Raw genomic sequence first — 17,858 nt, forward strand, 5'->3', positions numbered from 1 at the left:
TCCCTGCCTTCTCATTCAACCAGAGGAGGTGTCCTCGCGGCCCCGGCACGGGTCCTCTCGTTACCAGGGAATCGGGCATGCTTGGACCCGGGAGGAGGCATGGGCGCATCCATCACCTTTGACGATTCGCACTGGCCACTGCTCATCTCCCGGTTCCGGGGCGCGGCCACGGATTCAGAGTACGAAGAGTACCTCGCCCGCGGGACAGCCTATCTCCAGCGAGGCGATCTGTACGTCAGTGTCCTCGACATGGGTCAGCTCGTCATGCCCACGGTGGCACAGCGCCAGCGCCAGGCCGAGTGGGTGCTGGAGCACGCGGCACTCATGCGCGAGCGGTTGCTCGGCTGTGCGCTCATCATCACCTCTCCCTTCGTCCGGCTGGCGCTGAGCGCCGTCCTGCACATCAGGCCCCTGCCCACGCCGTATGTCACCGTCCACGACCTGGCCGGGGGGGTGAGGTGGACCGCGGCCCAGTTGGAATCGGCTGGTCTCCTAGAGGCCGTCGGGCGCATCCGCCGCGACTTCGGCCTGTGAGGTGAGCCTCCGAGGCGGTGGAGCAGGGTAGAGTCCGCCGCATCTCATGACCGTACGGGAGCTCTGGGTGTCGCGCCTGCTGGGTGCAGTGGTGGGAGTCTTCGTGCTCGTCGTCTCGGGCTGCGCGCACGCGCCCTCCGAGCCTTCGCGCTCCGAGGCCACCGCTTCCGCTCGAACGATCGTTCGAGAATCGCTGCCCTCGGGTCCGCTCGTCCTCCGGGGAGTCGTCACCTGGGAGGGCAAGCCGGTGGCGGGCGCGACGGTGCGCGCCGTGCTCCATGCCGACGTGCCGCTCTCCGCGCGAGCCTGCTCCCATGGCGAACCCGGGACGACGATCCTCGATCCCGAGTGCGGCGCCATGAAGGGAGAGCTGGCGCAGACGGCGGACTGGCTCGGCTACAGGTCTCCGCTCCGCGAGACCGTGAGCGATGCCGATGGCTGGTTCGAGCTCACCAACCTCCGGGCTGCCACCTACGATCTCTGGGCCAGTGGCCCCATGGGGACGGCCTTCGTGGCCGCCATTCCCGCGGGCTCCACCGTGGCCCGGGTTCCGTTGGAAGCGGGCAGGAGCGTCTCGGTGGTCGTGAGGGACGGCGACTCGGGGCGGCCCCTTCCCGGTACCCAGGTCGCGCTGCTGCCGCGGGCCGGAGGCTACGCCTTCGTGGCGGCCTCGGATGCCGAGGGAAGGACGATCTTCCCGCGGGTGCCCACGGGCGAGTACCACGTGGTCGCCTCGCTTCCCGGGCGCCTCGCGGACGCGAGCCCGGTGCGTGGGGACGAGGTCGCGCTCGGCCTGTACATGCCTCGGAGACTGTCGGGCCGCGTGCTCCGGCAGGGGAAGGACGGCGTGGCGGGCGTTCGCGTCCGACTCGAGGGCCAGGGGTTGCAGGGGCAGATGCAGACCCAGGCGGACGGGAGCTTCCGGCTCGAGGGACTTCCACCGGGCACCTACTCACTGTCGGCGCGCGAGGGACAGGAACTCGCGACGGCGACGGTCCGCATCTCCGGCGATGGGGACCCCTCGGACGTACAGCTCTCCTTGGAGCCTTGTGGCGAGGTGACCGGGCGCGTCCTGCGTCCCAAGGAGGTGCCCATCCCAGGGGCGGCGGTGGAACTGCTGCTCACCCGCGATGGTGTCGAGCGGAGGAGCCTCGCTACCACCTCTTCGGACGGACGCTACCGCTTCGAGTGCGTGGAGCGGGGTCAGGTGCTTCTCGCCGTCAGGGCCGCTGGCCATGTCTCCCCGCTCGAGCCGACGAAGGGGGACCTGTCCGTGGAAGGCTCGCTCTCGGCCAACTTCATCCTCCAGCCGGCGGCCCTGGCACGCGGACGCATCGTGGATCCAGAGGGCCGGGGGATCAGCGGTGTCCGAGTGCTCCTCTCTCCGCGCGCGGCACGGGGCCCGTCTCCTTCGGGGGAAACGCGCGGTGATGTCCCCCCGGGAGGGGGTACTGCCCTGACGGCCAGGGATGGGAGCTTCGCGGTGGACGGGCTTGCTCCCGGCCGTTACGCGTACGAGCTCTCGCCAGATGACACGTTCTTCGGGGCTCGGGGAGTGGTGTACCTGCCGGCCGGGAATCTGAGGCTCAAGCTGCTTCGCAGGCCCGCGCGAAAGGACAACCCGGAGACCGAGCCCGCCCGGGTCCGCAGCTCCCTGCCCGGAGGGTGAGCGGCCCGGCGTCGTGGAACGCACGTCTGGCGCCGCTGGGGCTGATCCACCCTCCTGCTGTGCCTGTTCAACCCGGGGCCGCCCTGGTAGATCCACCGGGATCCGCCTGGGGGGGAGACCCGCCCCGCGCACCCGAGAGGGAGCCACGTGGCCGAGCAAGTACCGTTTGGAGCCTTGTCGTTCGCAGAGAACCCGGAGCCGCGCTGCCCCTGCGTGCTGCTGCTGGACACCTCCGGCTCCATGAACGGGCGCCCCATCGAGGCGCTCAACGCGGGGCTGTTGCAGTACCGCGACGAACTGGCGGCCGACAGTCTGGCCTCCAAGCGGGTGGAGGTGGCCGTGGTCACCTTCGGGGGCCAGGTGCAGACGGTGCACGACTTCTCCACCGCCGAGGCCTTCTTTCCCCCCACGCTGATGGCGGAGGGCAACACGCCCATGGGCGAGGCCATCGTCCGGGCCACGGACATGCTGTCGGCGCGCAAGAGCCTCTACCGGCAGAACGGCATCCTCTTCTACCGGCCGTGGATCTTCCTCATCACGGATGGAGGCCCCACGGACGCGTGGCAGTCCGCCGCCGAGCGAGTGCGCCAGGGCGAGTCCGCCAAGGCCTTCTCCTTCTTCGCCGTGGGCGTGGAGGGGGCGAACCTGGACGTGCTGAAGCAGCTGTCGGTGCGTGAGCCGCTGAAGCTGGACGGCCTGCGCTTCCGGGACCTGTTCCAGTGGCTGTCCAACTCCCAGAAGGCCGTGTCCCGCTCGCAGACGACCGACGAGGTGAGGCTGGCCAACCCGGCGGCGCCCGGCGGCTGGGCCTCCGTCTAGGAACAGGATCCATCCGCATGTGGAGGCTGCTCCAGCAGTCCCTGGAGGGGACCTCGCACCGGCGCTCGGCCACGCCCTGTCAGGACAACTGCGCGGGGACGGCGACGTGTCCGGGGCAGGAGTCCTTTCTGGTGGTGGCCTGCTCCGATGGTGCGGGCAGCGCGGCGCTGAGCCAGGTGGGCTCGGCGTTGGCCTGCCGGCGCTTCATCGAGTTGGCTTGCGAGGCGCTCGAGCGCGAGGGTCCGGGGGCCGTGAGCGATCCGGAGGTGGTTCGTGGCTGGTACCGGCAGGTGCGGCAGGCCCTGGAGGAGGAGGCCTCGAGGCGCGAGGTACCGATGCGCGAGCTGTCCTGCACGCTGCTGACGGCGGTGGTGGGGGAGCACGCGTCCGTGTTCGCGCAGGTGGGAGATGGGGCGATCGTCGTGCGCCAGGGGGAGGAGTACGTGCCCGTCTTCTGGCCGCAGGTGGGCGAGTACGCCAACACCACTTGGTTCGTCACCTCGCCGGACCTGGAGCAGGTGCTGCAGGTGACGAGCGGGGAGCCGGTGGACGAGGTGGCGCTGTTCACCGACGGGCTGCAGATGCTGGCGCTGCACTTCGCCTCGCGCTCCGTGCACCGTCCCTTCTTCGAGCCGCTGTTCGCCGCGTTGCGCGGCGCCGCGCACCCGGAGGACCTGGTGGTGCCCCTGCGCGCGTTCCTGGACTCGCCCGCGGTGAACGAGCGGACGGATGATGACAAGACGCTCGTGCTCGCCATCCGGGAAGGTCGAGCACCCACCGGGGGGGAGCCATGAGCGCGAAGTGCATTCTGTCAGGAGCGGGGCGCACGTCCTCGCCATGCCGCGGGTAGACCGTGTCGCAGACGCTCCTCTTCAACGCGCGAGGTGAGCGGATCGCCCTGGGTCCGGAGCTGGGCCGGGGGGGCGAGGGCGCGGTGTACACGCTGCCGAGGGATCCGCAGCGCGTGGCGAAGGTGTACCTGACGGCGCCGCCGGTGGAGCAGGGCCAGAAGCTGCTGTGGATGGCGGCCCATGCGCCCTCGGGAGTGGAGAAGCTGGCGGCCTGGCCGCACGAGGTGCTGCACGAGGGACGTGCCGGAGGTCCGGTGCGGGGCTTCACCATGTCCCGGGTGAATGGCTACAAGCCCATCCACCTGCTGTACTCCACGGCGAGCCGGCGCAAGGAGTTCCCCGCGGCGGACTGGGCCTTCCTGGTGCAGACGGCGCTCAACTGCGCGAGCGTCTTCGAGGAACTGCACGCGGTCGGCCATCTGGTGGGGGACGTGAACGAGAGCAACCTGCTGGTGTCCCCGAAGGACGCCACGGTGCGGCTGATCGACTGCGACTCGTTCCAGATTCGTGCGGAGAGCCGGGTGTACCGCTGCGAGGTGGGCGTGCCGCTCTTCACGCCTCCCGAGCTTCAGGGCCAGTCCTTCGGAGGGCTGGAGCGGACCTCGTCGAATGAGGGCTTCAGCCTGGCGGTGCTGCTCTTCCACCTGCTCTTCCTGGGGCGCCATCCCTTCACGGGCGTCTTCACGGGACAGGGGGAGATGACGCCGGAGCGGGCCATCCGGGAGTTCCGCTTCGCCTATGGGCGCAACGCGAGGGCGCTGCAGATGGCGCCGCCGGCCATCCACCTGCCGCTGGACACGCTGCCCGTGGAGCTGACGGCGCTCTTCGAGCAGGCCTTCGCACCGGAGGCCTCGAGGACGGGGCGGCCCGGGGCGACGGCGTGGTACCGGGGCCTGCAGACGCTGGCGCGCTCGCTGCGCACGTGCCCACAGGAGCCCACGCACAAATATCCGCAGCACCTGGCGGCCTGCCCGTGGTGCCAGATGATGGTGACGCGCGGGGTGGCCTTCTTCACCCACCCGCGGAACCAGGCGCCGGGGCCGCAGGGCTTCACGTGTGGTTTCCAGGAGATCGAACCGCTGTGGGTCGAGGCACAGCGGCTGCTGTCGCCGAACCTGGCCACGCCCGTGCCGGTCGCGCCGATGCCCGCGTTGCCGGAGCGGCTGCCGGAGGATCTCCAGACCGAGGTGGACCGGGTGCGGCAGGCGAGCCTGGCCATGCTGGTGGGAGGCGTGCTGACGACGGTGGGCTGGTGGGTGCTGGTGCTGGCGTCGCCGAGGTTGGGGCAGCTGGTGCTGGTGCCGGGCTGCACGCTGCTGGCGAGTGCCTCGGTGCTGTGGTGGAAGGGCCGAAGGGAGCTCCGGCTTCCGGCGCTGGTGGCCGAGCAGCAGGGGCTGCTCCATCAGGCGGAGGCGGGCCTGGCGGCGGTGCAGGCCGAGTACGAGCGCTTCAAGGAGGAGCTGAACCGGCTGGCGGAGCGGGCGCGGCAGCTGCTGCACGGGCTGCGAGCGGAGTACGGCAAGCTGCAACCGGAGTATGAGGCCGAGCAGCGTCGGCAGTTGCAGCATCGCGAGGCATTGCAGCGAGAGCAGTTCCTGCGCAACGCGCTCATCGAGGACCAGGAGATCGAGGGTATCAAGCAGGGGCTGAAGTCGAACCTGGTGCGCTATGGAATCGAGTCCGCGTACGACGTGCTGAAGGAGGACGTGAGGCAGGTGCCGGGCTTTGGCGCGGTGAGGTCGGCGAGGCTGGTGGCGTGGGCGAAGGAAGTGGAGAAGGGCTTCCGGTTCGATCCGGGCCTGGCGGTGAGCGAGGCGGAGCGGAGGGCGCTGATCTCACACTTCCTGCAGCGGAAGGCCTCGCTGCGCTCGAGGCTGGAGGCGGAGGTGGCGCCGCTGCGAACGTGGTCGGCGGAGATGGTGAAGCGCTCGGGGGAGCTGGCGGAGAAGGTGGAGGGGGCGCAGCAGATGAAGATGAGGGCCACGCTGGGGATGCCCGCGGCGCAGGCGGCGATGGAGGCCGCGCTGAAGCCACGAGTGTGGGAGGACCGGCGCTACGTGCTGGGACTGGTTGCGGCGGTGGTGCTCGGAGGGCTGGTGGGGCTGGTGACGCGGGCCACGGGCGTGGCGGAGCCGGCGAAGGTGGCAACACCGCCGGTAGCGCAGGAGCAGGTGGAGCCCGAGAAACCCGCCGACGTACTGCCCCAGGACTGCATGGCGCGGGAGAGGGCCACGACGGCGGCGCCGGTGCTGGAGCGGCTGGCGGCGGGAAGCCACCTGGAGGTGGTGGCGGAGGAGGGCGGGTGGCGCAAGGTGGTGCTGACGAGCGGCCGCGAGGGATGGACGGGCCCGGGCTGCTGGTCCACGCCCTGAGTGGACTATCGCGCCCAGGGCATGGGCTCGATGGGGTCGCACGTCGTCTTCATCGTCCTCGGAACGCCGGGCTCCGCCGGGTGCTGGATGGCGAGCGTGACTTCATTCACGTGCAGGGCGAACCGCGGGGACAGCCGGCACGGACGCTCCTGGGCCACGGCCTCGGCCATCTCGGCGATGCCGCGCGAGACATCCATCAGGTTGCGCTGTCCTCGGGTCTGACCGGGACCGGGCAGCAGGGGCAGTGTCTCCGGGCCCAGGCCCACCAGCCGCGCCTTGATCGGGTTTTTCTCCGCCTTCAGCCCGAGCCCGTCGCGCCGCCCCAGTTGCACGGGTGCGTCGTAGACCCAGCACTCATTCGTGCTCAGCATGCCCCGGTCTCCGATGAGCCTCATCCCGTGGTTGTACGGCGCGTAGATGCTGTGCGTGAGCCGCGCCACCGTGCCGGACTGGAACTCGATACACGCCACGCTGAAGTCCGGCGTCAGCCGGTCCACTTCCACGCCCTTGTCCGGCGTGAGCACGGTGGAGAAGGACGCGACGCGCACGGCCGGGCCGAAGAAGGCCACGAGCCAGGTGATGTAATAGCCCGCGTGCTGCATCGTGCAGCCGACCTCGTACTCGTCCTTCATCGGCCAGGGGCTGCCCGACTCGCTGCGCCACCGCTCGGGCTTCATCAGGTGGATGGGCCCGTCATCCAGCTCGGCGTACACCAGGCGCACCCGGCCGATGCGCTCCTCGCGCAGGGCCTTCCACATCGTCTGCGCCGTCTCGCCGAGCACGGTGCACGGAGCGCTCGCGAGCCGCAGCCCGCGGGATTCGGCGATGGCCACCAGCTCCTCGGCCTGGGCCATCTCCGTGGCCAGCGGCTTCTCCGAGTAGACGTGCTTGCCCGCCTCCAGCGCAGCCTTCGTCAGCGCGTAGTGGCTGCCCGGATTGGTGAGGTTCACCACGCACTCCACGCGGCCATCCGCGAGCAGCTCCTCGTAGGTGCGGTACACCTTGGACACGCGGTGGTGTCGCGCGAAGCGCTCGGCGCGTGGCCCGTCCCGGTCCATGACTCCCACGAGTTCAAGTTGTGGGTGCCGGGGCAGTGTCCTCAGGTAGTAGTCGGCCACGTAGCCGGTACCGACGATGGCGATCCGCATGACTTCACTTCCTTCCCAGTGCCTACTCCCGGCCCTGGCGTGTCCATTCGAGGCGGATGGCATCCACCGTACGCATCAACTCCACCGACTCGGCGAGCGGCATGAGCGGGCTCTCCCACAGTCCCTCTCGCAGGCAGCGCATGACCTCGAGGGCCTCGTGCGCGTAGCCGTTGCCGATGACCCGGCGTGTCACCCGCTCGGTGCGTACGAAGTCGACGGCCTCGCGCACCCAGCGGTTGTGCGTGAGCCGATCCAATCCGAGCCGGTCCGCGAACTCTCGAATCCGTGACGTCTCACTCGCCAGTGCAATCCGAGGGGTTCGCACCAGCGACAGCGTCTCCGGGCGGTAGATGGGAGCGTGGAGGTGGATCATCCCCTCCGTGCCCATCAGCGTCGCGTCATCGGGCGTGCGGTTGCGCAGGCTGGTGGTGATCGCCGCCTGCCGCCCCTCGGGGAACTCGAGGAGCACGGTGCACTGCTCATCCACTCCCGTCCGCCCGAGCACCGCCTGGCTGGAGATTCGTATGGGCTTCCCCATCAGCCGCAGCGCGAGCGACAGCGGGTAGACGCCCAGGTCCAGCAGCGCGCCACCGCCGAGCGCCGGGTCGAAGAGGCGGTGCTGTGGCGCGAACTCGAAGGGTATGCCGAGGTGCGCGGTGAGCATGCGCACGTCTCCGATGGTCCCCGCGCTCACCAGCGTCTCCAGCTCGCGCATCACGGGGACGAAGTGCATCCACATGGCTTCCATGCAGAAGAGCCCGCGAGCCCGGGCCGCGGCGACCACGGCGGTGGCCTCGGCGGCGTTCACGGTGAAGGGCTTCTCGCACAGCACCGGCTTGCCGTGGTCGAGCGCCAGCACGCAGTGCTCCCGGTGCGCGGTGTGGGGCGTGGCCACGTAGACGACGTCCACTTCCGCGTCGCGCACCAGCTCTTCGTAGGTCGCGTAGGCGCGCGCAACCCCGTACTGCCGGGCGAAGCGCTCCGCGTTCTGGCTCGAGCGCGAGCCCACCGCGACCAGCCGGGCCTCGGGAATCTCCCGGAGCCCCTTCGCGAAGAGTCCCGCTATCTGTCCCGTCCCGAGAATGCCCCAGCGAATGGCGTCACGCATTGTTTGCGGCGGAAACTATTCCAGGGAGGCAGGTGAGCCCAGGAAAGAACAATTGCTCACTGCGTCAGAGGTATCTCTTGACAACCACTACAAGAATATGGCAGGTCTTTATCGAGAAAATGATAATGATAACCATTTTCATTTTCCGGGATTCATCTAGGACGGTGGTGTGAGGCCAGCCGTCAGGACAGCCCAGTGGGTCATCACCCTGGAGCAGAGGAGGAGCGGATGGGAGCGACGGCCAGAGTGGCCCTGGTGACGGGCGCCGCGCAGGGCATTGGGGCAGCGGTGGCGCGGGAGCTCGCCGACGGCGCGGTGATCGCGGCGCTGGACATGCGGGAGGAGGGGCTGGCCTCGCTGGTGGCGGAGCTGCGCGAGCGAGGGTGCCGCGCCGCCGCCTTCCCGGTGGATGTCAGTGACAGCGCCGCGGTGGAGCGGGTGGTCGAGCGGGTCGAGCGCGAGCTGGGGCCCATCGGCATCCTGGTCAACGTGGCCGGTGTGCTGCGGATGGGGCCGGCCGTGTCGCTCAGCGACGAGGACTGGGCGGCCACCTTCGCGGTCAACACCCACGGGGTATTCCATGTCTCCCGCGCGGTGGCCCGGCGCATGGTGCCGCGCCAGTCCGGGGTGATTGTCACCGTCGGTTCGAATGCCTCCGGGGTTCCGCGGATGCAGATGGCCGCCTATGCCGCCTCCAAGGCCGCCTCCACCATGTTCACCAAATGTCTGGGGTTGGAGCTGGCCCAGCACAACATCCGCTGCAACGTGGTGTCTCCTGGCTCCACCGACACGGCCATGCAGCGCGCGCTGTGGACCGACGAGAACGGCGCGCAGGCGATGATCGCTGGCTCGCCCGAGACCTTCCGCGTGGGCATCCCGTTGCGCCGGATTGCCACGCCCTCCGACATCGCTCACGCGGTGTCCTTCCTGGCCTCCGACCGGGCTCGCCACATCACGTTGCACGACCTGTGCGTCGACGGCGGCGCGACCCTGGGGGCCTAGGTCCGAGCCGGAGCTCCACCTCTTCGTATGTCTTGAAGTTGAGAATGGTTGTCAAATTCAAAATCAGGAGTAGCTGTGATGACTGAAAGTGCCATGGCGCAGCGGACACTGGCCGCGCAGTTGCTGGAAGGTTACGAGGCGGGCTCGTCGTTCTTCTTCGCCTCGCCCAAGCGGACGCTGTTGGCGCGAGGCACGTTCGCCACCGTGCCGCACCCCGGGGGAGCGAACGCGCTGGCGCGCCTTCCCGAGCGCGTGGCGGCGGTGCTCAACGACGCGCGGGAGGCCGCTCACGACATCCCGGTGGCGGTGGGCGCGGTGCCCTTCGACGGCTCGGTCCCGGCACAGCTGGTGGTGCCCATGACCATCCAGCGCGCGGGGCCGCTGGCGTTCGACATGGCCGCTCCCGTGAGCCGCCCGTCGTCGGCGCGCTACACGGTCCGGCCCGTGCCGGAGCCCTCGGCGTATCTTCACGGTGTGGAGCGGGCCCTGGAGCTGATGCAGAGCGGCCCGCTGCGCAAGGTGGTGCTGTCGCGCTCCCTGCACCTCAGCGCGGCCACGCCGATCGACCTGCGGCAGCTGCTGTGCAACCTGGCCCAGCGCAACCCCTCGGGCTACACCTTCGCGGTGGATCTGCCTCCGCGTTCGGCCTCCGCGACGGGAGGGGGGCGGCGCACGCTGATCGGCGCCAGTCCGGAGCTGTTGGTCTCGCGCTCGGGTCTGCAGGTGCTGGCCAACCCCCTGGCGGGATCGGCGCCGCGCAGTGCCGATCCGATCGAGGATCAAGCGCGGGCCGCCGCACTGCTGGCGTCGCCCAAGGACCTCCACGAGCACGCCGTGGTGATCGACGCCGTGGCGGAGGCCCTGCGTCCATATTGCAAGACGCTCGAGGTGCCCTCGAAACCGTCGCTCGTCAACACCGCCACCATGTGGCACCTGTCCAGCCGGATCAGCGGCGAGCTGTTGGATCCGTCGATCTCCTCGCTGACGTTGGCCGTCGCGATGCACCCGACTCCGGCGGTGTGTGGCTACCCGACCGAGCTGGCCCACGCGGCGATCACGAAGATCGAACCATTTGAGCGCGGCTACTACACGGGCACGGTGGGCTGGTGCGATGCCAACGGTGACGGGCAGTGGGCCGTGACCATCCGCTGCGCCGAGGCCGACGAGAGCACGCTGCGGCTGTTCGCCGGAGCGGGAATCGTGGTCGGCTCGAAGCCCGAGTCCGAGCTGGCCGAGACCGAGGCGAAGTTCCGCACGATGCTCCAGGCGATGGGGCTGGGGCAGGGCGTCGAGGTCCAGCCATGAGCAGCCAACCCCCTCAGCAGGAAGCAGGCGTGCTCGAGGGCTGCCCCATGTGGCCCGAGGAGTTCGCCAGGCGCTACCGGGAGGCCGGGTACTGGCGCGGCGAGACCTTCGGGCAGGTGTTGCGAGAGCGGGCGGAGCGCCACGGTGAGCGGACCGCGCTGGTGGCCGGGACGGAGCGCTGGAGCTACCGCGAGCTCGACGCGCGAGCCGATCAACTGGCCGCCGGTTTCCGGGCCCTGGGCATCCGGCCGCGGGATCGGGTGGTGGTCCAGTTGCCCAACATCGCCGAGTTCTATGAGGTGTGCTTCGCGCTGTTCCGGTTGGGCGCGCTGCCGGTGTTCGCGCTTCCCGCGCACCGGAGCGCGGAGATCACCTACTTCTGCGCGTTCACCGAAGCGGTCGCCTACATCATCCCCGACAGGCACGTCGGCTTCGACTACCGCACGCTGGCCGAGCAGGTTCGCGGCACGGTGCCCACGCTGCGACATGTGATTGTCGCTGGCGACGCGGGCCCGTTCACGGCGTTGAGCAGGCTGTACGCGGATTCGCCGGCCGAGACGTGGGAGGGGCCACGTGCCAGCGATGTGGCGTTCTTCCAACTGTCGGGCGGCAGCACGGGCGTGCCCAAGCTGATTCCGCGCACCCACGACGACTACATCTACAGCGTGCGCGCCAGCGCGGAGATCTGCCAGCTCGATGGGTCGAGCGTGTACCTGTGCGCATTGCCCGCCGCGCACAACTTCCCGATGAGCTCGCCGGGAGTGTTCGGCACCCTGTACGCGGGTGGCACGGCCGTGCTGGCGATGCATCCCAGCCCCGACGTGGCCTTTCCGCTGATTGAGCGGGAGCGGGTCACGATCACCGCGCTGGTGCCTCCGCTGGCGATGATCTGGCTGGAGGCCGCCAAGGCCAGACGTCATGACCTGTCGAGCCTGCGAGTGCTGCAGGTCGGAGGGGCGAAGTTCAGCATCGAGGCCGCCCAGCGGGTGCGTCCCACGCTCGGCTGCACCCTGCAGCAGGTCTTCGGAATGGCCGAGGGACTGGTCAATTACACCCGGTTGGACGATCCCGAGGAACTCATCGTCACCACGCAGGGAAGGCCGATCTCCTCCGACGATGAGATTTGCGTGGTCGATGAAGACGGCCGCGAGGTCGCTCCAGGGGAGACGGGCCAACTCCTGACGCGCGGCCCCTACACCATCCGCGGCTACTACAAGGCCGAGACGCACAACGCTCGGGCGTTCACCTCCGATGGCTTCTATTGCACGGGAGATCTGGTGCGGGTGACTCCCGAGGGGTACCTGGTGGTGGAGGGGCGCGCCAAGGATCAGATCAACCGCGGCGGTGAGAAGGTCGCGGCCGAGGAGGTGGAGAACCACCTGCTGGCCCATCCCGCGGTCCATGACGCGGCGGTGGTCGCCATGCCCGACCCGTTCCTCGGCGAGCGCACCTGCGCGTTCGTCATTCCACGCGAAACAAGGCCGACCGCCGCCACCCTCACCGCGTTCCTGCGCGAGCGCGGACTGGCGGCGTACAAGATTCCGGATCGGATCGAGCTCGTCGACACCTTCCCGCAGACCGGAGTTGGAAAGGTCAGCAAGAAGGCGCTGCGCGAGGCGCTCGCGAAATCTTCCTCACGAAACGCAACCCCCACACGCTCGAATTGAAGGAGTCATTCCATGGCACTTCCCGCCATCGCCCCGTATCCCATGCCTGGCGCAGCTGATCTGCCCAAGAACAAGGTGTCGTGGACACCGGATCCCCAGCGCGCCGTGCTGCTGATCCACGACATGCAGCGCTATTTCCTGAATGCCTTCAACGCTCAGCAGTCTCCGGTGCCGGAATTGCTGGCGAACATCCGGGCGCTGCGTCAGCACTGCGCTTCCCTGGGCATTCCGGTGGTGTACTCGGCCCAGCCCGGCGGCCAGACGCCCGAGCAGCGTGGCCTTCAATTGGACCTGTGGGGGCCGGGTGTCAGCGGCGGCCCGGACCTGAAGCAGATCGTCGATGCGCTCGCTCCGGGCCCCGACGACATCTTCCTCACCAAGTGGCGCTACAGCGCGTTCGTCAAGACCGACCTGCTGGACATCCTGCACAAGCGCGGGCGCGACCAGTTGATCATCTGCGGAATCTACGCCCACATCGGCTGTCTCCAGACGGCGAGCCATGCCTTCATGCACGATGTGCAGGCGTTCCTGGTCGCCGATGCGCTGGGCGACTTCTCGCTGGAGCAGCATCAGCTGGCGCTGAACTACGCGGCGAGGCTGTGCGCCGTCACCGCCACCACGCAGCAGGTCATCGATGCGCTGCGGCCCCAGACCGCGTCCGGCGCGCAGAGCCTGAGCCGCCAGCAGATGCGTGAGGATGTCGCCGAGGTGCTGCTCCAGCCGGCGTCGGAGATAGGGGAGGGGGAGAACCTGCTCGAGCGGGGGCTCGACTCGATCCGGCTCATGAGCCTGGTGGAGCGTTGGCGGGGCACCGGCGCGGAGATCACCTTCGTGGAGCTGGCCGAGCGCCCGACCCTGACCGATTGGTACGCGCTGCTGGTCCCCGCGACGCCTCGCGCCAATTCCCACCATCCATCCTAGCCCATGGGGCGTGGGGACCCTCCCACGCTCCGGGCGCTCATCCTCCCAGGGAGTACCTCGCGATGTGCGATTCACAGCATGCCCGCTGGCCGCTGTCGGCGGCCCAGCACGGAATCTGGTTGGGCCAGCAGTTCGACCTCAAGAGCCCGGTGTACAACGCCGGCGAATGCATCGAGATACGCGGGCCCGTCGACCCGGCGGTATTCGAGGCAGCGCTGCGGCAGGCCGTCGGAGAAGCCGAGGCACTGCACTCGCGCTTCGTGTCCGATGGTGATGGGCCCGGGCAGCTCCTTGGGACGCAGCCGGACTGGACGCTGCACGTGGTGGATCTCAGCGGGACTCCCGATCCCTGGGCGGCGGCGCAGGCCTGGATGAGGGACGATCTGGCCCGGCCCGTCGACCTCAGCCGCGGGCCCCTGTTCGCGGAAGCGCTGTTCAAGGCCGCGCCCGATCGTTTCTTCTGGTTCCAGCGGGTCCACCACATCGCCATGGATGGCTTTGGCTTCTCGCTGCTGGCGCGCCGGGTCGCCGAGCTCTACACCGCACGGGCCGCCGGCCGGCCCTCCACGGGTGGCTTTGGCTCGCTGCGTGCCGTGCTGGATGAGGACGCGGCCTTCCGGGCAGGGGCGCAGTATGAGCTCGACCGGGCCTTCTGGATGGAGCGCTTCGCCGACCGGCCCACCCCGGTGAGCCTGGCCGCACCCGCGCCCATGTCGGCCAGCTTCGTTCGGCAGACGCGCCATCTGCCCACGAGTGAAGTGGAGCGGCTGCAGGCGGCCGCGCGCCAGGCGGGCCTGAGCTGGCCAGACCTCGTGCTCGCCACCACGGTGGTCTGGCTGCACCAGCGGACGGGTGCCTCGGAGGTGGTGCTCGGCCTTCCGGTGATGTCGCGGCTCGGCTCCGCCGCGCTGCGTGTGCCGTGCATGGCGATGAACATCGTGCCGCTGCGGGTGCCGGTACGTCCGGGTGCCGCGTTGTTCACGCTGGCCCGCGACGTTGCCTCGGAGCTCCGCACCATCCGGCCCCATCTGCGCTATCGCTACGAGCAGCTCCGCCGCGACCTGCGGCTGGTCGGTGGGCAGCGCCGGCTGTTCGGCCCCGTGGTCAACATCATGCCGTTCGACTACGCCCTGCGCTTCGCCGGGATGCCGGCCATCGCGCACAACATCTCCGCCGGGCCCGTCGAGGACCTCTCCATCGGCATGTACGCCAGGTCCGACGGTGGCGGGTTGCGGGTCGATTTCGACGCCAACCCGGTTTGCTACCGCGCCGACGAGCTGGACACCCATCAGCACGACTTCCTCCAGCTTCTGGCGTCGCTGCTCGATGCGCCAGACCGTGGTGCCATCGCTCCTCGTTCCAACGTGGAGTCCACTTCCTCCTCCGTGCTCGACGGAGGGCCGCTCCCTGCACCGGCTCGTCCGGTGTTGGAGCTGATCTCCGCGCGCGCCCGCGAGCAGCCCGACGCGGTCGCGGTGGAGCACGGCCAGCAGCGGTTGAGCTACCGCGAGCTGCTCGAGTCGGCTCGTGCGCTGGCGGACCGGCTCCTCGCCGAGGACGTGAGGCCCGACAGCCCCGTGGCGGTGATGGTGCCTCGGGGAATCGATGCGATCGTCGCGAGCCTGGGCGTGCTGTTCTCCGGGGCCGGCTATCTGCCGCTCGACCCTCTCGGGCCAACGTCCAGGACTTCCGCGATCCTCGACGACGCCGCGCCTGAGCTGATCATCACCACCGATACCCAACACTCCTCGTCCGATGCCGGCCCGAAGGCCCCAGGCCACCTGCTGGTGCGAAGGTATGAAGGGCTTGCCTCGAGCCACATGACGCAGACCTCCCGGACGGGAGAAGAGCGGTTGGCGTATGTCATCTACACCTCCGGCTCGACCGGCCAGCCCAATGGCGTGCAGATCTCCCGAGGCGCGCTGGCCCACTTCGTCGCGGGGGCGACGCAGCGCTACGGACTGCGCCGTGACGACACGGTGTTGCAGTTCGCGCCGCTTCACTTCGATGCCAGCGTCGAGGAGATCTTCCTGACCCTGTGCGCGGGCGCGAGGCTGGTACTGCGCACCGATGAGATGCTCCAGTCGGTGCCGCGGCTGCTCGACGCCTGCGAAGAGCATGGCATCACCGTGTTGGATCTGCCCACAGCGTTCTGGCACGAACTGGCCTACAGCGTCTCGACTGGCGCGGCTCGGCTGCCCTCGTCCCTTCGCACGGTGATCATTGGCGGGGAGGCCGCGCTGCCCGAGCGAGTCGCACGATGGCGCTCCGCCGTCGGACCCGAGGTGCAACTGCTCAACACCTACGGCCCCACCGAGGCCACCGTGGTGGCCACCGTCGCCACGCTCAGTGGCGGCACCGAGGCCGGGCCCGCCAGCGACGAGGTGCCGATCGGCCGTCCGCTCCCGGGTGTTCGCGCGGTGCTCATCGATCCGCTCGGGCGGATCGCCGCTCCAGGGGCCGAGAGCGAGCTGTACCTGTTGGGCGGTGGCCTGGCGCGAGGCTATCTGGGACGTCCGTTGCTGGATGCGGCGCGCTTCACCACGCTCGAGCAACTGCCCGACCGCCCACGCGCCTACCGCACCGGTGACAGGGTCCGGCTGCGCGAGGATGGACACCTGGTGTTCGTCGGCCGTGTCGACGACGAGTTCAAGATCAGCGGCCACCGGGTCGACCCGGCCGAGGTCGAGACCGTGCTGCTCGGCCACCCGGGTGTTCGCGAGGCCGCCGTGGTCGGGCAGGTGTTGCCCGGAGGCACGCGGCGGCTGTGCGCGCACATCGTGGCGGCTTCGCCCGCTCCGTCGGCGGCGGAGCTGCGCCGGTTCCTGCTGGCGGAGCTCCCCGCGCCCATGGTGCCGGGGGCCTTCGTGTTCGCCGAGCGGTTGCCCCGGACGAGCACGGGCAAGCTCGATCGGGCCGAGCTGCGCCGCGCCCAGCCTTCCGAAGAATCCACCCAGGCTGCGGCCGCCGCCACGGGGCTCGAGCGTGTGGTGCTGCGCGTATGGGAGCAGGTGCTGGGCGTGAATGTCCTGTCGGCGCAGGATGACTTCTTCGAGCTCGGTGGGCAGTCGCTCCAGAGCATCCAGGTGGCCAACCGGCTCGGTGTCGAGCTGGGCCGCGAGGTGTCTGTCGCCACGGTGTTTCGCTACCCGACCGCCGCGGCGCTGGCGCAAGCGTTGGAGCGAGGTGCGGAAGCCGGTGCGGAGAGCAGCGGCCTCACCGCCGCCATGCTCGCCGATGCCGAGTTGCCCGAGGAGATCGTTCCGTGGCGGAAGGCCGAGGAGCCGGCTCAGGACGAGCGGAGTCCTCGCGCCACGAGCCTCGAGCCGCAAGCCCCGCTTCGGCAGGTCCTGCTGACGGGCGCCACCGGCTTCGTAGGCGCGTACCTGCTCGATGAGCTCCTGCGTCAGACCGACGCGCGAGTGGTCTGCCTGGTGCGCGCCCGGGATGAGGCCCAGGCGATGGAGCGGATTCGCGCGGCCATGACGGCCTGGCGGCTCCCGACCACGCGCCTCGCCGAGCGGGTGCTGGCCGTGCCGGCCGACCTGACGCAGCCGTGGTTGGGGCTCGGTGCCGCACGGTTCCACGGGTTGGCCGCCGAGTGCGACGCGGTCTACCACAACGCCGCCGTGGTCAGTGTCGTGCGCGAATACGGCAGCCTGCAGGCGGTCAACGTGCGGGGAACCCGCGAGCTCCTGCGGCTGGCCGCCGCCGTTCGTCACAAGCCCCTGCATTACGTCTCGACGCTGGCGGTGGCCCCCCAGGTGAACCTCAGCCCCGAGGTTCCCGAGGACTTCGTGCCGGCACATCCAGGCCTGCGCGACGGCTACCAGCAGAGCAAATGGGTGGCGGAGCGGCTGGTGCAACAGGCGGCCGAGCGGGGCCTGCCGGTGGCGGTCTACCGGCTGGGCCGGGTCGTCGGTGCACCCGACAGCGCCATCGTCAATCCGCAGGACCTGGTCTGGCGCATCCTGCTGGCGGGCATTCCCGCGGGCGCGCTGCCTCAACTGGACGTGGGCGAGACGTGGACGCCGGTGGACTACGTGGCGCGAGCGCTCGTACGGCTCTCGCTGGTGCCTCGGCCCGGTGCGGTGTTCAACCTCACGCCCACGCCGGAGGTCCGGCTGAGCGAGGTGTTCCGCTGGGTCCGCGACTACGGCTACCCCGTCGACCTGTACCCGGTCCCCGAGTGGCGCGCCCGGGTGGCGGAACGCACGGGCAACGCGGACAACAGCACCACGCTGGCGTTCTTCGATCTCCGCTCGGGCTCGGCGGAGCCCGCGTTCGGCTTGGGACCCATTCGTTGCGAACGGGTGACACAGGCCCTGGCGGGCAGTGGCATCACCTGTCCTCCCTCCGACCGCGCACTGCTGTACCGCTACCTCGACTACTGCGTGGAGCACTCGCTCCTGCCACGCCCATGATGACTTCTCCCGGCCTTCACCTTGGAAATGACTCTTCT

At 69.6% G+C, this 17,858-nt stretch carries 12 protein-coding genes; 10 read left to right on the forward strand and 2 right to left on the reverse strand.

Annotated elements, in window-relative coordinates; genetic code table 11:
* The first annotated feature begins 99 nt into the window (after positions 1-99).
* The 5 genes from DAT35_RS00110 (at position 100) to DAT35_RS62045 (ending at position 6,245) form a co-directional block, all read left to right on the forward strand.
* Positions 100-534 carry a hypothetical protein gene (locus tag DAT35_RS00110; protein WP_108064818.1) on the forward strand — a complete coding sequence of 145 codons (435 nt, stop codon included), beginning with the start codon at positions 100-102 and terminating at the stop codon, positions 532-534.
* 46 nt (positions 535-580) lie between these two features.
* Positions 581-2,203, forward strand: coding sequence for a carboxypeptidase-like regulatory domain-containing protein (locus DAT35_RS00115; protein ID WP_108064819.1), 1,623 nt, complete (start codon positions 581-583; stop codon positions 2,201-2,203).
* Between the two features lie 174 nt (positions 2,204-2,377).
* Positions 2,378-3,022 carry a VWA domain-containing protein gene (locus tag DAT35_RS00120; RefSeq protein WP_233261223.1) on the forward strand — a complete coding sequence of 215 codons (645 nt, stop codon included), beginning with the start codon at positions 2,378-2,380 and terminating at the stop codon, positions 3,020-3,022.
* Positions 3,023-3,039: 17 nt separating this feature from the next.
* Positions 3,040-3,816 (forward strand): PP2C family serine/threonine-protein phosphatase, encoded by a 777-nt coding sequence (locus DAT35_RS00125; protein ID WP_108064821.1) that lies wholly within the window; start codon positions 3,040-3,042, stop codon positions 3,814-3,816.
* A gap of 59 nt (positions 3,817-3,875) precedes the next feature.
* Entirely contained in the window at positions 3,876-6,245 is a 2,370-nt protein-coding gene (locus DAT35_RS62045; RefSeq protein WP_108064822.1) for an SH3 domain-containing protein, read from the forward strand.
* Between the two features lie 5 nt (positions 6,246-6,250).
* Here the strand turns inward: DAT35_RS62045 and DAT35_RS00135 are convergent, their stop codons facing one another.
* Both DAT35_RS00135 and DAT35_RS00140 read right to left on the reverse strand, forming a co-directional pair.
* On the reverse strand, positions 6,251-7,393 hold the full coding sequence (locus DAT35_RS00135; protein WP_108064823.1) for a Gfo/Idh/MocA family protein: 1,143 nt from the start codon (positions 7,391-7,393) through the stop codon (positions 6,251-6,253).
* 22 nt (positions 7,394-7,415) lie between these two features.
* Positions 7,416-8,501 (reverse strand): Gfo/Idh/MocA family protein, encoded by a 1,086-nt coding sequence (locus DAT35_RS00140; protein WP_108064824.1) that lies wholly within the window; start codon positions 8,499-8,501, stop codon positions 7,416-7,418.
* A 228-nt stretch (positions 8,502-8,729) separates the two neighbouring features.
* Here DAT35_RS00140 and DAT35_RS00145 point away from each other — a divergent pair, with 228 nt between their 5' ends.
* The 5 genes from DAT35_RS00145 to mxcG all read left to right on the forward strand — a co-directional run bounded on the left by DAT35_RS00145 (position 8,730) and on the right by mxcG (position 17,820).
* Positions 8,730-9,503: a 2,3-dihydro-2,3-dihydroxybenzoate dehydrogenase gene (locus tag DAT35_RS00145; protein ID WP_108064825.1), complete on the forward strand. Its 774-nt coding sequence runs from the start codon at positions 8,730-8,732 to the stop codon at positions 9,501-9,503.
* A gap of 78 nt (positions 9,504-9,581) precedes the next feature.
* Positions 9,582-10,808 carry an isochorismate synthase DhbC gene (dhbC, locus tag DAT35_RS00150; protein WP_108064826.1) on the forward strand — a complete coding sequence of 409 codons (1,227 nt, stop codon included), beginning with the start codon at positions 9,582-9,584 and terminating at the stop codon, positions 10,806-10,808.
* Positions 10,805-12,475, forward strand: a complete 1,671-nt coding sequence (locus tag DAT35_RS00155; protein WP_108064827.1) for a (2,3-dihydroxybenzoyl)adenylate synthase — start codon at positions 10,805-10,807, stop codon at positions 12,473-12,475. The genes dhbC and DAT35_RS00155 overlap by 4 nt, the downstream gene beginning before the upstream one ends.
* A gap of 12 nt (positions 12,476-12,487) precedes the next feature.
* Entirely contained in the window at positions 12,488-13,396 is a 909-nt protein-coding gene (locus tag DAT35_RS00160) for an isochorismatase family protein (RefSeq protein WP_108064828.1), read from the forward strand.
* A 62-nt stretch (positions 13,397-13,458) separates the two neighbouring features.
* A complete protein-coding gene (mxcG, locus tag DAT35_RS00165) occupies positions 13,459-17,820 on the forward strand; it encodes a myxochelin non-ribosomal peptide synthetase MxcG (protein WP_108064829.1) in 4,362 nt (1,453 codons plus the stop codon).
* The last annotated feature ends 38 nt before the right edge of the window (positions 17,821-17,858 follow it).

It is taken from the genome of Vitiosangium sp. GDMCC 1.1324 (assembly GCF_003044305.1).
In the GTDB taxonomy this organism is placed as follows: Bacteria; Myxococcota; Myxococcia; order Myxococcales; family Myxococcaceae; genus Archangium.